This window comes from Vibrio sp. 10N.247.311.12, from assembly GCF_041467515.1.
Classification (GTDB): Bacteria; Pseudomonadota; Gammaproteobacteria; order Enterobacterales; family Vibrionaceae; genus Vibrio; species Vibrio crassostreae_C.
Genome location: NZ_JBFSUV010000061.1, coordinates 15214 through 31497, shown reverse-complemented (window position 1 = coordinate 31497; position 16284 = coordinate 15214). Strand labels below are relative to the sequence as shown.

At 45.2% G+C, this 16284-nt stretch carries 11 protein-coding genes; 7 read left to right on the top strand and 4 right to left on the bottom strand.

The features are described 5' to 3' along the window. Positions 1–309 precede the first annotated feature (309 nt). From AB6E30_RS20725 to AB6E30_RS20715, 3 genes are all read left to right on the top strand, one after another. Positions 310–2022, top strand: a complete 1713-nt coding sequence (locus AB6E30_RS20725) for a glycoside hydrolase family 19 protein (RefSeq protein WP_372105075.1) — start codon at positions 310–312, stop codon at positions 2020–2022. Between the two features lie 274 nt (positions 2023–2296). Beyond that, positions 2297–3847, top strand: a complete 1551-nt coding sequence (locus tag AB6E30_RS20720) for a Na+/H+ antiporter NhaC family protein (RefSeq protein WP_065584648.1) — start codon at positions 2297–2299, stop codon at positions 3845–3847. Positions 3848–4277: 430 nt separating this feature from the next. Further along, positions 4278–4871: an acetate uptake transporter gene (locus AB6E30_RS20715; RefSeq protein ID WP_010440610.1), complete on the top strand. Its 594-nt coding sequence runs from the start codon at positions 4278–4280 to the stop codon at positions 4869–4871. Positions 4872–5016: 145 nt separating this feature from the next. Here the strand turns inward: AB6E30_RS20715 and AB6E30_RS20710 are convergent, their stop codons facing one another. The 4 genes from AB6E30_RS20710 to AB6E30_RS20695 all read right to left on the bottom strand — a co-directional run bounded on the left by AB6E30_RS20710 (position 5017) and on the right by AB6E30_RS20695 (position 10442). Further along, positions 5017–6564, bottom strand: coding sequence for a sodium:alanine symporter family protein (locus tag AB6E30_RS20710; RefSeq protein ID WP_017069529.1), 1548 nt, complete (start codon positions 6562–6564; stop codon positions 5017–5019). A gap of 456 nt (positions 6565–7020) precedes the next feature. Next, the gene (locus AB6E30_RS20705) at positions 7021–8391 is read right to left on the bottom strand and encodes an MBL fold metallo-hydrolase (RefSeq protein WP_372105073.1); all 1371 of its coding nucleotides are present in this window, start codon (positions 8389–8391) and stop codon (positions 7021–7023) included. A gap of 147 nt (positions 8392–8538) precedes the next feature. Further along, positions 8539–9306 carry a 1-acylglycerol-3-phosphate O-acyltransferase gene (locus AB6E30_RS20700; protein WP_017065917.1) on the bottom strand — a complete coding sequence of 256 codons (768 nt, stop codon included), beginning with the start codon at positions 9304–9306 and terminating at the stop codon, positions 8539–8541. Between the two features lie 197 nt (positions 9307–9503). After that, a complete protein-coding gene (locus AB6E30_RS20695) occupies positions 9504–10442 on the bottom strand; it encodes a hypothetical protein (protein ID WP_372105071.1) in 939 nt (312 codons plus the stop codon). 259 nt (positions 10443–10701) lie between these two features. Here AB6E30_RS20695 and AB6E30_RS20690 point away from each other — a divergent pair, with 259 nt between their 5' ends. The 4 genes from AB6E30_RS20690 to AB6E30_RS20675 all read left to right on the top strand — a co-directional run bounded on the left by AB6E30_RS20690 (position 10702) and on the right by AB6E30_RS20675 (position 16278). Further along, the gene (locus AB6E30_RS20690) at positions 10702–12414 is read left to right on the top strand and encodes a bifunctional 2-polyprenyl-6-hydroxyphenol methylase/3-demethylubiquinol 3-O-methyltransferase UbiG (protein WP_108162458.1); all 1713 of its coding nucleotides are present in this window, start codon (positions 10702–10704) and stop codon (positions 12412–12414) included. 58 nt (positions 12415–12472) lie between these two features. Next, on the top strand, positions 12473–13201 hold the full coding sequence (locus AB6E30_RS20685) for a DUF429 domain-containing protein (RefSeq protein ID WP_017062812.1): 729 nt from the start codon (positions 12473–12475) through the stop codon (positions 13199–13201). 81 nt (positions 13202–13282) lie between these two features. Then, the gene (locus tag AB6E30_RS20680; RefSeq protein WP_029235636.1) at positions 13283–14092 is read left to right on the top strand and encodes a M15 family metallopeptidase; all 810 of its coding nucleotides are present in this window, start codon (positions 13283–13285) and stop codon (positions 14090–14092) included. Between the two features lie 305 nt (positions 14093–14397). Then, positions 14398–16278 (top strand): RimK/LysX family protein, encoded by a 1881-nt coding sequence (locus AB6E30_RS20675; RefSeq protein WP_017059740.1) that lies wholly within the window; start codon positions 14398–14400, stop codon positions 16276–16278. The last annotated feature ends 6 nt before the right edge of the window (positions 16279–16284 follow it).

The following is a 16284-nucleotide window of genomic DNA, read 5'->3' as shown; positions in this document are numbered from 1 at the left end:
GCTTGTACGGTGGTGTGAGAGGACGGAGGCCGTGAGGCCTCCTCCTACTCGATTTCGATTGATTATATTGATTCATTACATTAAAGGCTTATGAGCAATACCTCGAAATCAAATGAACAATAACTAGAAACCAAATGAGTTGGAAACTAGATATCAGCTCAAGAAACCATGAGACGCTTTGTTGTGCTGAGCCATGTATCAAAAAGATCACTCGCACTTTTTATAAATTCACACAGCTACAGCTAGGCCATTCCACATGTGAAGCATACTCTTTGATGGACTTATTAAGGACAGATAAGAGAATCCATCATGTTAAAAATCAGTTATTTGGCGACAGTACTGGGCTGCACATTAGCAGCGCAAAGTCATGCGTCTTTGAACATTCAACCTGATCCGCAAAACCCGAATGGTTACCTTGTTGAAAAGTCGGCTCTACAAGCTGCTGAACAAGCGAAAACATCCGATCCTATGTATGCGATCTGGTCACAGGCCCTTCAAACTCGCCCGAATACAATCGTTGAAGCGATTGAACCCGGTTCCCCCTCGAATCCTGAAAACATAAAGCGTGTAGAGCGCGTGTTCCCTCAATCTGAATGGGACTTCCTCACTCAGATGGCAGCGCCAGAATACACCTACACTCGCTTCTTACGTGCGATCGGTAAATTCCCAGCGTTCTGTGGAGAGTACACCGATGGCCGTGACTCCGATGCCATCTGTAAGAAATCCATCATCACGGCCTTTGCTCACTTTTCACAAGAGACGGGTGGGCATATCGCGATAGACAACACCTCTGATAATCCATTAGCTCTAGAAGAGTGGCAGCAAGCGCTGGTGCATGTTCGCGAAATGGGTTGGTCTGAAGGCCAAGAAGGTTACACCACCGGTTGTGGTCAGAACGATTGGCAGAATGCCCGTTGGCCATGTGCTGCGGGACAGGGCTACTTCGGACGTGGTGCTAAACAGCTTTCTTACCATTTTAATTATGGCGCGTTCTCTGAAGTGATGTTTGATGGTGACGCGACGGTGCTTCTCAACAATCCGGGCTTAGTGGCGGACTCTTGGTTGAACTTAGCTTCTGCTATTTGGTTTTTCCTTACCCCTCAAGCACCTAAACCAGCTATGCTGCATGTCATCGACCGCACTTGGACGCCATCTCAACGCGAATTGGATGCGGGTATTGGTTATGGCTTTGGTACCACAATCAACGTGATCAATGGTGGTATTGAGTGTGGCGAGCAGAACAAAGACAAAGGCCAACCCGTTAACCGTATTCGTTATTGGGAAGGGTTAGCAGCGCACTATGAAATTCCGGTAGAAGCGGATGAAGCCAATACTTGTTGGCAGCAAACGCCTTACGGAAGCTTAAACCTCAACGGAGCAACGGATGTGTTGTACACCAACTGGGATGGTAACTGGAAATACTACGCAGACCGCCCAGAAGGTTACTCGTTTGAGTGTGAGCTTGTTGGTTTCCAAACGGCTTATTCCGCACTGGTGGCTGGTGATTACGAGAAGTGTGTGACCAACTTCTATGGTTCTCATGCGAGTTGGCCTGAAGTGAAAGTGGTCGATAAGCTGGATCCGGTAGATCCTGGTACTGATCCGGGTGGTAATGGTTGGAGTGCGACCAAGGTTTACAACGCGGGTGACCAAGTGACGCATAACGGCGCAACCTATGAAGCGAAATGGTGGACACAAGGGGATGACCCTGCCAATGGTGGCCCTTGGAAACTAGTAGCGGGCGAGCCAACACCACCAGTTGTGACAGATCCAACGCCTGTTGATCCTGCCCCTGTCGATCCAGAACCAGTAGACCCTGCACCCGTTGAACCACCTGTGACAGAACCGCCAGTGGTTGTCGATCCATCTGAATTTATTACGTGGCAAGCCGGTGTTAGCCAAGTGAGTAATGGCGACAAAGTGACGCATAACGGCAAGTGCTTCGTGGCTAAAAACGGCCCAGGTGTTTGGGAAAGCCCAGTTCAATCGAATTGGTTCTGGGATGAAATCAGCTGTAATTGATAGTCTGAATACTGAAGAGGTGGCCTAAGTTACGAGCTCAGTAGTACGACCATAGCGATATAAATAATCAAAAGCCGAAAGTTTCTACTTTCGGCTTTTTTCCGTTTCGAACTTGGCTATTTAAGCAGGGTGATTGGTCTATTTGGCTATGTTGAAGCGCATTTAAAGACTAATTATCCAGTTAGAGGATAAAGTTCTGTACAAATGATGTTTGTGAATTTATATTCAAATTTAATTTATATTTATTCTTTTATTTTAGGGTTAAGGTGTACCTATGGAACAGACAGATATCACGTCACTCATCCCCATTGTGATTACTTTGGTGTTGTCATTGGCGACAAGGAATGTGGTGATAGGCCTTTTTGCTGGTGTGCTGAGTGGTGTTGCAATGCTGACTGGCATGTTTAGCGAACTTAACCCGCTTGATACGTTTGGTACCATGGTGAAAGGTTACCTAGTCCCTCAACTTACCGACAGCTATAACGCTGGTGTGATCATGCTGTTGGTATTCATCGGTGGCTTTGTCGCATTGATGGAAAAGTCCGGTGGTGGCGTCGCGTTTGCAAAGCGAGTGACTCAGTGGGTAAGCAATAAATGCCAAGCTCAATTGTCAGCATGGTTGGGTGGAATCGTTATATTTTTCTCAGACTTAGGCACCCCTTTAATTGTTGGCCCTGTTTTTCGTCCCCTTTTCGATAAACTGAAACTTTCTAGACAGAAGCTAGCATTCATCATTGATTCAACCTCGTCGCCCGTTGCTATTCTTATCCCTTTCATTGGATGGGGTGTTTACATCATGAGCCTTATTCAGAAAGAGTTCACGGCGTTGAATGTCAACATGTCCGATTGGGATGCCTTCATCGGTGCGATTCCTTTTCAGTTCTACGCATTTCTTGCGATTTTCATCGTTCCGCTTGTGTCCGTTAAAGGTTTAGACTTTGGGCCAATGGCAAAAGCCGAGCGTGATTGCCAGGCGGGAATTAACTCTGGCGTGAATAACGAATCACTAAATCCGTTCTCGCATAAAAATGCAAAGGCATCTTTTGTCTGGGCACCATTGTTAGTGATGCTGGTGGTGTTGTGTGCCATGTTGGTTCCACAAGGCTTCCCGTTCCAAAAGGTCGCAGGTTCATCATTTAGAGCGGCGTTATCATCGGCTTATTTCTTTGCGGCGATTACCTTAATCTCGCTAATGGCTTACTACGGTGTAAGAAAGCTTTCAGATGGTGTTTCTGTGTACTTAAAAGGTATGGGAAACATGATGCCAGTCGCGATCATCTTGGTACTGGCTTGGGCATTAAGCACCGTTGGTAAAGAGTTGGGTGCAGCGGCTTATATTGCTGAGCAAGCACAGAGCGGCTTTCCATATTGGTTAGTACCTGCGGTCGCGTTTTTATTATCGGCTATCATTTCATTCGCAACGGGATCGTCGTGGGGAACCTTCGCGATAATGATGCCATTGGTTATTCCAACCGCGATTGCGATAGATGCTCCGCTTCTCGTCGCAATTGGCGCTGTGTTGTCTGGTGGCTTGTTTGGTGACCATTGCTCACCGATTTCTGAAACCACGATTCTTTCTTCAACCGGGGCAGGGTGTGATCAGTTTGAACACTTTAAGACGCAGCTTCCTTACGCATTGATGAACGGCTCTATTGCTCTGATTAGTTTTGTAGTCGCAGGCTTTACGGGAAGTGCATTGGTTGTGTTAGGCGCTCTTGTTGCTCAGTTGATTGTCGTGACGTTGTTAGCCAAGCGCGATGCGAGTAAAAACGCTTCTTCAGACGTTCAATCTCAAGTGTCTGAGTCTAAAGCTCAACAAGCATAATTTAAGATAACGGGTGAGTGAGTAGATACGGGATGTGAGTAAACGAGTAACGAAAAGCTCGCTCTCTTGTTCTTCATTTCACTTACTTGCATCTAAGCAAACTTCCGTCATTCCCTACAGTGAGGAACGAACGTGATAGGGAATCTCTTTAGTGCGCCAAACGTGCTTATATCGAAGAGGAGATTCCAGATATTTCGTCCCTCGATTCTGGAATGACGATCAAATGAGTCGATACGCGACAGGGAATTTGTTCATTTATAGGTTCTATGAATTAATTAGCGTTGTTATGAAACTAATTTTCCATAAGATCATTTACACAATCTTAGTTTTCGATAACTGGATTACCTAGTTGTACGGTTTATAGATTAAAATTTTCTGATAACTTTTATTGTTTTTTTTTAATCAACCACTTTAATAAGGTAAATTCGCAATGTCGACCAAACTAGCTAACCCAGCGCCACTAGGCTTAATGGGTTTCGGTATGACCACTATTCTTCTTAATATCCACAACGCAGGTTTCTTTCCAATCGATTCAATGATTCTTGCTATGGGTATTTTTTACGGTGGTTTGAGCCAAGTTATCGTGGGCACAATGTGTTTCAAACGTGGTGACACGTTCGGTACAACTGCGTTTACTTCTTACGGCCTATTCTGGTTGTCTTTGGTTGGTTTAATCGTGATGCCTTACATGGGTCTACCTGCAAGCCCTGCAGCATTCATGGGTTGGTACCTATTACTATGGGGCATCTTCACAGGCTTCATGTTCATCGGCTCTCTATGCTACCCAGTGGCGAAGCAAGTAGTATTCGGTTCACTAACTATCTTGTTCTTCCTACTTGCAGCTCGTGATTTCACTGGCAGCGAACTAATCGGCACTATCGCTGGTTTTGAAGGTATCTTCTGTGGCGCTTCAGCTATCTACTTTGCAATGGCACAAGTAATCAACAACGAATACGGCCGCACAGTACTGCCTATCGGTGAGAAGAAAGCACCTCAAATGGCAACACAAGAAATCGCTGCTTAATACTCTAACTCGGGAACAGTTAGTTTGTTATAAGCCATTTATTGGTTATGAATAAAACAAAAGGGGTTAGCCGAAATAGCTAACCCCTTTTTTATGCGTTATTAATAGCACTATTTGTTAAAGCGATCTATTTGCTAAGGAAAGCTTAAGCTGAAGGTTGCTCTACAGGTTTAGTGTCTGCAGCTTCTGCTTCTGGAGACTTGCCTGTTTTACGCTTGTACTTCTCTTCCCAGTAAGTTGCACCTTTAATGCCTAGTTTTACAGGGTTGAATGTGTACTCAGTTACGCCTTGTTTCTGCTGTTCTTCGTAGTCAGCTAGAGCTTTAAGCGCAGGCTTAGACATGAAGAAGATGATCAGAATACCAACGATGTTTAACCATGCCATCAAGCCAACACCAACATCACCCATTGCCCATGCAAGGTTCGCTGTTTTAACTGTGCCATAGAAAACTGCAGTGATAAGAACAAGCTTAAGTACGAACATCATGCCAGGGATCTTGATGGTACGACGTAGGTAAGCAATATTCGTTTCTGCGATGTAGTAGTAAGCAAGAATCGTTGTAAATGCGAAGAAGAACAGAGCAAATGCGATGAATGGCTTACCAATGCCTGGTAGTGCACTTTCAATAGCAAGCTGTGTAAATACAGGACCATTCGCACCGATGTTTGCTGCTAGGTTCTGAACAAGGAACACACCCTCAGCGCCGCCGTGAACGTTGTAAGCACCAGTGATGATGATCATGAACGCTGTAGCAGAACATACTAGAAGAGTATCGATGTAGATAGAGAATGCTTGTACCAAACCTTGCTGAGCTGGGTGATCAACACTTGCAGCCGCTGCCGCGTGAGGACCAGTACCTTGACCTGCTTCGTTTGAGTAAACACCACGTTTAACACCCCAACCAATTGCAGCACCGAAGCCTGCCATAGGTGTGAATGCATCACCAACAATCATTGCGAAAACCGTTGGCACTTGGCTGATGTTTAGCAGAATGATAACGAACGCGATGATGATGTAAGCCAATGCCATGAAAGGAACAACGATTTGTGTGAAGTTCGCAATACGTTTAACACCACCAAAGATGATGAAAGCAAGGATGATAGCAACAACAGTACCGGTGAAAATTTTAGCGAAACTGAATGTACCGACAGCTGTTTCAATCATATCACCTGATCCAAATGCAGCTTCTACAGCATTACCAATACTGTTTGACTGAACACCTGGAAGCAAAATACCACATGCAAAAATAGTCGCGATAGCGAAGATCCATGCGTACCACTTCTGACCCATTGCTTTTTCAATGTAGTAAGCCGGACCACCACGGAACTGGCCTTCGTCTTCTTCTTTGTAGATTTGCGCTAGCGTAGATTCTGCGTAAGCAGTTGCGGCGCCAAAGAAGGCTACAACCCACATCCAGAATACGGCACCTGGGCCACCGAAACCGATAGCGGCAGCAACACCAGCAATGTTACCTGTACCGACACGGCCAGATAGCGAAACGGCTAGAGCTTGGAAAGACGAGATGCCTTTTGATGAGCTTTTACCCGATAGTAGCAAGCGCCACATTTCAAAGAAGTGACGGATTTGAACAAATCGAGTCATGATGGAGTAGAACAAACCTGCACCTAAACATAGGTAGATAAGTACTGGGCTCCAGATTATTCCATTCAAAAAATCAACGAATGACTGCATGAGTATTTTCCCTGTTAGTTTTGCTTATGATTGTTTTTCGAACAACACAATACTTCACTTGTAACCCAAGTGTTAAATTATTTAACTGCGTATTAGGATTACTGTGACATAAAGCAAGTTATAGAGGGTGTTTGTTAATGCTTAGTGCTAATTCGATAATCGTTCTATTTAATTACCTATGCAACTGGTTGTGTTTTTCTGGTGTTTTGCAAAGTGAATAAATAGTGATTAATACAGAAAGGGGATCTTGAGATGCGCATAAGAAACGAAATTGCGCAAAACAGCGGTTAAAGCCGCTTAGCATAAACGGCTGACATATGGATGGTGAGATAAGTAGGTTGGAATATATCACCTACATTGGGTGAGCTAGCAGGTCTAAGAGACTATGGCTTTTGAAGGTTTGATAATTGAGGCTTTAATATCTACCTAGTAAAAGTTGTTAATTTGATGCCTGTTTCAAACAACCACGAACCCTCGCGCCTGTAATTCTTTAGCGAATTCAGACTGAGTATTTGGCTCGCCGTGAATCAAATGCACCTCTTTCGGTGGAGTCGCGATGCCCTCTATAAATCGGTAGAGATCTTCTTTATCAGCATGGGCAGAATAGCCAGACATGCCATGAATTTGAGCGTTAACCTCAACGTCTTTGTTATCAATAAAAACCTGCATTTCGCCTTGTTGCAGCTCTCGTCCGAGCGTCCCGTGCGCTTGATAGCCAGCTAAAATCACATCGGTTCGTTTATCGGGAAGCAAGGCTGATAAGTAGTTCATTATCCTGCCGCCCTGACACATTCCAGAAGCTGCGACCACAATCGCGGGTTCACCTGTCGACTTGAGGCGATTCACGATTTTCTTGTGCATTCTATGTCCATCAACGGTAATGCACTGCTCAAAAGCGAGTGGGTGGCGTTCCAGTTCAAGACGCTGCTTTGCTTCTTGTCCCCACAACTCTTTAAAGCGTCGGTATGAACGTGTCACTTTCTGAGCCATCGGAGAATCGAGAATAATAGGAATATCGCTACTGAGTTGATGCTCAAAGATCAGGTGCTCGATATCAAACAGCAGTTCCTGAGTTCTGCCGATACTGAAGGCCGGAATTAGAATAACGCCACCGTCGAGCAGTGAACGATCAATGATTGCTTTGAGGCGCTCAGCTCGCGTAGCGATATCATCATGAGTAGTGGTGCCATAAGTGGATTCGATAAACAGATAGTCGGCTTGTCGTGGTGGCTTAGGATCGGGCAGTAGTGGTGTGTTACTTGGGCCCAAATCGCCAGAGAAGACTACCACCTCTTGGTTGGGTAACTTAATCTCGATATAGGCAGAACCTAAGATGTGCCCCGCAGGTTGAAAGCGAGCATACAGAGTATTTGGCCTATCATGATCCTTTCCGTTGTTTTGCTGTTTAGACGTGATTGGAAACCATTCCCCGTAAGGCTTGGGAGTAATTAATGAATGAATCTTTTTGAGTATAAGCTTCGACTGTTTATTACTGAGTCCTTGCAGCTTTAAGCCATCCTCAATCATTAAAGGGGCGAGTTCAGCGGTGGCTTGCGTGCAATAAATCGGTTGGTTAAACCCACTGGCGAGTAACCAAGGTAATCGGCCAATATGATCAATGTGAGTATGGGTCAGCAGCAGAGCGTTGAGGTGGGATGTTTCAAATTCAATATCAAGAGGGCGAGTGTCCGCACCTTGAAGCTTTTTACCTTGAAGATCTAAACCTTGAAAAAGGCCACAATCGATGAGCACCGCTTGGCCTGAATCTCTTAGCTCGTGACAAGATCCTGTGACAGTATGTTTGCCACCATGGTGAATCACTTCCATCGTTTGCTCCCATTGCTCTATAAAGCCGTTAACGCCTGTTTTTATTTTGCGGATAAGCGCCAGCAAGTAAAACAAGAACAATGAGAGTTGCGATCGTTGAGTGTCTTTTTAAGTAACTGAGCGATGACTCAGTGGTTTCGTTGCGAGTTAGTTCGTAGAAGAACGGTCTGAATCCAACTCTGGTTTTTGCTGCGCCTCTAAACGAGCCACTTCGGCATCAAGCTCTGCTATTTTCTCTGCCATGAGTGCGTGACAGCGATTGGCCAGCTCTCTTGCGTCGCTAAGCTTGTATCCGGATACATCGATAGGTTCCAGCATCTCGGTGATCACAATGCCATTATTGGCTCGATTCAAGTCGATCTTATTGTGCGTGGTGCTGGTACACATCGGGGTGATAGGCACACCAGCTTCGATTGCCATTCGGAAAGCGCCCGTTTTGAATGGCAATAGTCCACGCCCTTTACTACGGGTTCCTTCCGGGTAAACCCAAACAGACAGATCTCTCTGATGAATCGCTTCCGCCACTTGTTTGATGGTATCGCGTGCTTTGGACTTATCTTCGCGGTTAATCATGATGTTACCGGTGATCCAATACAGCAGGCCAAAGAAAGGCACGTACAACAAATCGCGCTTGCCCAATGAAACGGTGCGCGGTCTTAGCATTCCTGGATCGGTCACAAAGTCCAATATGCTTTGGTGGTTAGAGATGTAGACGCTGTTTTCTGGTGTTGGGGCATTGTCTAGGCCGCGCTGCACCAGTTTTACACCGATGATCTTTTGGAGTTGGTTGAACCAACGACAGAAAACGTACACATGCTTGGGGTTCTTGGGGCTAAACAAGCAGTAAACAAAAGCACATAGAGTGGTGAAAATAATAAACACCGTAGCCAAAATAATACGAAGAACAGCAAGCACAATTCACTCCTTACTCACCGCAAGATGGCAGTGATTAAATAGTTTTAGATGCTTGAAGTTTTCACTCTATTTAACCGAATTGCAACAATTAACTGTTATAGGGTTCTGTTTTTAGATCTTTATATAAAACAAGGACTAACAATGGGTGTTTGACACGATTATCGAGCTTACACGTGTTCACCAGTAGCGAGGCATGTTCACCAATACTGTTTATTTGGATCCAACTCTTCTACCCATTCAGGATCTTGACGCGACTCTAAATAGAGTTGTAGGCCGTTATAGGACATGAAAGCTGCAGGGCCGCCGAGGTGCTCGAAATAGTCAAAATACTCATCTTCGAGAGCACAAAGGTGGGCTAAATCTTTAACCTTGTTAGCCAGGGCCCACTGAATAGCAAACACAGGCGCTATTGAGCCTGAAATATTCACCTCTTCGACGTTTGGGTTAAACATTGAATTAGCTTGCTCAAGCAGTATCTCTTCTTGTTCAGACTCCTGTTGCAGCACCTCTTCGACGATCTCCGAGCGCTTGGTATTAGAGACATTCTTGTTCAGCTTGGTGATTCGCAGTGCGTAGCTAAACCTTTCTGATGAAACGATGTCGACAAGCTGCGACAACAGCTCTTTGTCTACGCCTGCTGCCTTGGTGAAATAGTCGATACATGAATTGATTGAGGCATAACGAGTACCGTCAAACTCAAAGCCACTGGTTTCGTCGTATACCTCAAGTGGGATGTCATCAACCGACAAAGGCCAGCCTTTATAATCGACGCGTTGTTTGGCGATTTGATACATCTTCCAAGCGCTGCGCCCAAACCCACCGAGCGTCGAACCCGAGAAATCAGAATCAATAAGCTCTTGCTCTGTCCAGTTCTCACCGATGCCAAGGTGCTTAGCGTACTTGTCTATCAGAGTGTGTTTTATCTGATCGCGCACAGACCAAATTGAGGTCAGATTCTTTGAATAGTTAACTCTCGCACACTCATTACAAGCGGGCAGTGCTATCGGTGAATGGCCAATCTTGGCAACTGCCTGTGTTGTCTTAGGAAATTCAACAAGGTTACTGGAAGGTTCACCACAAAACCAACAGGTGTGGCGCAGGTTGAATGGAATGTCTATATACGAGTATGTGGTCATTAGTCTTTTATCGGCTGGGGGTTTGAGGCGAGTTAATCATCTTCAAACAATTATCTCTGTTCGCACGTCAGCTTGCACCTTGTTTGTTTTTGTTTTGCTGACGAGACTGATTCGCCTGATGCACTCATTAGGTGGATATTGATATAAAACAGTCACTAACGATAAATATTGCTCGGTGTGGCTGAACTTACATGAGCTGCTAGCAATCGCCTAAGCTCCCCATTACTATTGAGATAGACTCCTTACTCCAATAGCGCATATGTCCTCATCGATTCCTTTTTACGATAAAAATGCTCACACACTTTGCCAGCAGTACAACTCAGTGACCTTCGAGACGGTGCATAAAAGCTGGCAAGCTTATTGGCCTTTAGTGGGCGATAAAGTACTCGATGTCGGTGCTGGATGCGGTCGTGATGCGCTATGGATGCACAAGGCCGGATCTGATGTTATTGCGATAGAACCAAGTGCTTCATTACGCGAACAAGGCTCGAAATATACAGGCCCAAGTGTTACCTGGATTGATGATTCACTGCCTTCGCTTAGCCGCACTGAAAACCTCGGAATGCGTTTTGACTTGATATTGGTGAGTGCGGTTTGGATGCACTTAGCCCCGTCTCATCGAGAGCGCGCATTTAGAAAGTTGTCTAACTTGCTAGCTCCAAATGGCAAGTTGGTGATCACTCTGCGTCATGGGGAGTTTCAAGACAGTCGACAAGGCTATGAAGTCTCGGTTGAAGAGCTCGAGCGTTTATCAAAAAACAGCGCCTTGTTGGTTCGTCATGTTGATGATAGCCAAGATACATTGAACCGCAGTGAAGTGTGGTGGCAAACCGTGGTGATGACCTTGCCAGACGATGGCTCCGGTGATTTGAACAAGGTGCGCCACATTATTGTGAATGACAACAAGTCGGCCACATACAAGTTGGCTTTGTTGAGAACATTACTGCGAATTGCTGATGCGCATTCAGGCGCTGTGATTGATCGAACTGATGGGAAAATTTCTCTACCAGTGGGCTTGGTTGCTCTGTATTGGGTTAGGCAGTTTAAGCGACTGATTGATATCGACATAGAAGGCGCTGGGATTCAGCAAAATAGCAACACAACGAAGGGACTTGGGTTTGTAAAAGAGGATGGTTGGAATAAACTCAAACACTTAAGTGCTGATGATCTAGCGATAGGCGCTATGTTTCTCGGCGATGAAGCCAAGGCTCTACAAAAGCTATTTTCACAAACTATCAGTACCATTAAATCAGGACCTGTGACTTTCATTTATCAAGGCTCGAAAGACAACCGACTATTCGATATATACCCACCTCACAAACGACGGAAGAGCCGAGAATCACTGGTCATTGATAGTGAGTTCTTAGAAAGTTTTGGTTATTTTACTCTCGATGAAAGCCTGTGGGAGTGCTTTAGAATCTACCACTCGTGGATTGAACCGCTGGTGGTGAATCAATGGGTCATGGAGATGCAGCGTTTCGAGTTGAACCGACAGCGAAGCATTTCACTACAGACTTATCACGACTGCTTGGTATGGATCGATCAAAACCATGATACTCGCGATGTGCGTAAACGTGTCGAGCAACTTAGATCTGATCGTGCCGACATTGTCAGCGTGTGGAGTGGAAAATCATTAAAAAATGAGTATCACGTTGATCACTGTTTGCCTTTCGCTTACTGGCCAAACAACGATAAGTGGAACCTCTTTCCTACTACAAGCAAAGAGAACTTAAGTAAAAGTGATAAAGTTCCTACGGCTGAAAAGCTGCGCTCGTCTAAGTCGAGGATTCTAGAGTGGTGGCAACTCGCTTGGAACGATTCGGCTCATTTTGAACAACAATTCTTTTCAGAAGCCGCGCTTTCGTTACCTAACATCCCTGCGCAGTGTCGAGACTTTGAAGAGGTGTTCGATGCAATGGGCTTGCAGGTACGTGGTGTAAAAAGCAGACTGCTGATTAGTGAGTGGCACTGATCATTAAGTGGGCTAGTTATCCCAAATAACCTTCAACAAACTAATCATCGAGAACATAATGAAATACATCGGAATTGATGGCTGCAAGTCGGGTTGGATCGCTTGGATTGTCTCTGACAATGAGATACCTGCGTTTAAAGTGGTAAACACCCTCGATGAGCTAGCGAGTGATCTTATCGGTTCAACGGCGCTTATCGATATGCCTATTGGTTTTAGTGATGCACAAACTCCAGATCGCTTGTGTGACAAAGCAGCAAGGCGTTTTCTAACCAGCAAACGTGGTTCTTCGGTGTTTCCGGTTCCGTGTCGTGAGGCGGTTTACCAAACCGATTACATTGCGGCGTGCAGTGCCAATGTGGAGCAGCTTGATAAGAAGTTTTCTAAACAGACTTGGGGAATTGTGCCCAAGATTCGCGAGCTTGATGAGCTCATTGAAACTCATCCCAATCTTTCTATCAGGGAATCACATCCTGAAGTGGTGTTTGCAGCATTGAAAGACGAACCGCTGACGTTTTCAAAACGAACGCAAGAAGGCAAAGAGGAACGGCTTTCTATTATTCAGCAGCTATCCCCTCAATGGTGTGACCGCTTGTCGTTGGCCATTTCAAATACCAAACGTAAAGACGCCGCGATAGACGATATTTACGATGCGTTCGTACTTATGTTAGTTGCCTATTACGCTCCGCAATTATCGACCTTACCTGAACTTTCTGATGTTGGTGGAGAAGCTGACAAGGATCAGAACGGACGAGTTAGAGAGATTGTTTACTGGAACAAAACACGCTAACAAAGCGTGCGCTCAACTTGGCTTAATATGCTATTTTCCAACATCTGCTACTTTTCACTCTTACTATTTTGAGTTTTTGATATGAAACGTTTTATTGTCGGCTGTCTGGCCACTGTGCTCAGTGCAGTGAGTTATGCCCAAGTCGCTCCTATATCTCAATGGCAATGCGACATGATGAAAAAGAACAATGTCTTGAGTAGTGGTGCGCCCGTTGGTTGTGAGCGACTATCCAAAGTGGATTTCGATTTCATTAGTTTCAAAGGGGAAACGCAACAGGGCAATATGATCGTGCTTGATGTTATTGCGCCTGCTGTTGAACAAATCTTTTCAGAGCTCAAACAGCGCAATTTTCCTCTTCATTCCGCTCGCCTAATGCGTGAATTCAGAGGTGATGATAGCGCCTCAATGGATGCGAACAACAGCAGCGCCTTTAACGCTCGTCCTATTACAGGCGGAGGAGGTTGGTCGAAACATGCCTATGGTGTGGCAATCGACATCAACCCAGTTCAAAACCCTTTCTTAGAGTTTGATAGCAACGGAAGAATCACGGTAAAGCCTTCACAATCTGCGACTCGTTATGTGAACCGTACTCGTTTTCGTGCTCGTGATGAAATTGAACGCCGCGGCATGGCTGAAGATGTGGTGGAGCTGTTTGCCCATCACGGATTTATGATCTGGGGAGGGGATTGGAATAGCCCAATCGATACTCAGCATTTTGAGGTTGGATCAAGAAAGTTCGTTAACCAACTGCTCTCTAAACCACAACCTGAAGCCGAGGTGTTATTTGAGCGCTACGTCAAATCTTATCGACAGTGCTATCTCAAAAATAAAGGTGAGGACGCAGAAAAAGCTCGAGCTATCTGTGCAAAGAAAACAGTCGGGACTTTTTAGTGCTATGTTTATCTAGAACCGTTTGTGTTTTAGCAAGTTAAACTCGCTTCAGGTGTGTTTTGAATAGCTAAGGTCAGCGCTCGTCGTTGGCCTTTTTTGTATTCATTTCTTCAATAGAACACCGAGCATTGAAAAGGTTATTGGGTATCCATTAGTCAATAATCGATAAGCGAATGCAGCGCAAAGTCATCGGTTTGTCATTTAAAAACTCATAGCGTTAACGTTATGTGAGAACCATTGCTGGTGGGGGAACTCTTCGCGCAAACGCCAGTATTATTAGTGAACTGATCACAACGGACCAACTAATGAAAAAGATACCTTTGGCTCTAACTCTTTTAAGCACTCTACTTTTTTCACAATACACTTTGGCTACTGACACTTCACCTACCACTCAAAATCCCACTTACGAACTCGATGGTAAGTCGGTATTAGGTCGCACTGAGAACGTGTACCTATCTAGCGTTCAAGGGCTAAAAGACGTTCCTTTCATTGGTAAAATTGATACCGGTGCGGAAACCACTTCTATGCATGCTGAAGACATTCATGTGAAGAGCTCTAATCCCGATTACCAAAATCTCAAAGACCAAGAGTTGATGGCGGCGTTAACCGAAGACCTGTTGAACAATTCCGATGTTGATTACGATGATTGGGATGGCAGTACCTTTGCGAAATATGAGGCTGTGGTGTCTTTTAAGGTTCAAAACCCGCGGACGGGAGACATGGTATTAATCGAAGCGCCTTTAGAGCGTGTCAGCATGATACGCAGCCGCACCAGCAGCACGCCTTTGCTTCGCCCTACCGTAAAAATGTCGCTTACCATTGCAGACCAAGAGCTAAAAACAGACGTTAACCTGACCGACAGAAGCCACTTCTCTGCGCCAGTATTGATCGGAAAAACCTTCCTTGCGGACAACGCTCTGGTCTTTGCTGGTTATGACTACTTGCAAGAGCAAGAAAACGCAACGGTGGTAGGCCGTAAAGAGGTGGTTTCTATCTCGGGAATGGCGATAAATGCGACTTTCTCTTTAAAGAACCGCTACAGCATTTTGCATGCAAAAGACATCGACATAGACAAAAAGAACAAAGAAGTGACGTTTGATATGTTCGACAACGGCGGCAAGCAAAAAGAGATGACATTGCCGTTGGTTCGTATGTTAAGCGTGAGCGGTAAGAAGAGACCTTTGGTGTATGTGCCTGTTCAACTCGATGAAAACACCACAAAAGACGTTCTGGTGTACCTACGTGAGCGCTCGAGTAGTGAGTCGCAGTTGAGATTTGGAACCAACACCGCCAGCGAGCTCTTCATGATAGACACCAGTGCTGAGAATATTTTATCAGAAGGTTCAGAGAGCTTTAGTGATGTTGCTAAAAAGAGTGAACCTTTGGTTATTTCTCCAGAAGAGGACATCACCCTTGATGACTTCCCTCTAAAGGCCGTTGCCTCATTCACTGTCAACACGCCTTTGTTGAAGGTCGACAGTTTTGAAATGACAGGTAAAGGCAAAGATGCCTCCGTTGAATTTTACCTTACGGATGTAAACGGTGAGAAGCAGAAGGTGACCAAGCCAATTATTAAGAAGCTTAAAGTCGGTGATGATACTCGTCCGGTAGTGAGTGGTGAGTTTGCGGTCTCTGGAAACGTTCGTACGCAAGAGTTTGCCATCGACGTGCTCAATACAAATGAGAAAGAAGCGTACTTTATTTTAGGCAAGAAGATGGCAAAAGAAGGCGTTTACGTTAATACACGTTCTGATTACCTTCTGAAGGCTGAACCTTTGTTTAAAGTAGGGCACATCGAAGTCGTTGAAGTGAACGGCATGAAGTTCCCGGCCAAGCTCGACACAGGTGCCGATGTAAGCTCAATGAACGCAGTCAACATCAAACGATTTAAGAAAGACGGCCAAGACATGGTGAGTTTTACCTATCAAAACAACCAAGGCGATAAGCAAGATTTCACCAAGCCAGTGATTGATGTAATGCGTATCAAAGCCAAGAAAGGCGAGAAGGTGAACATTCGCCCTGTGGTAGAAATGAAGGTTAAGCTCGGAGACCTAGAGAAAGAGGTGAGGGTAAACCTTCAAGACCGTTCTCGCTTCGAATACAGCATGATCCTAGGTAAGAACTTCTTGAAGCACGGCGCAGTAGTGAGCAGCGATGAAGATTACTTGTTAGGTGATATGGAGTAACCCCTA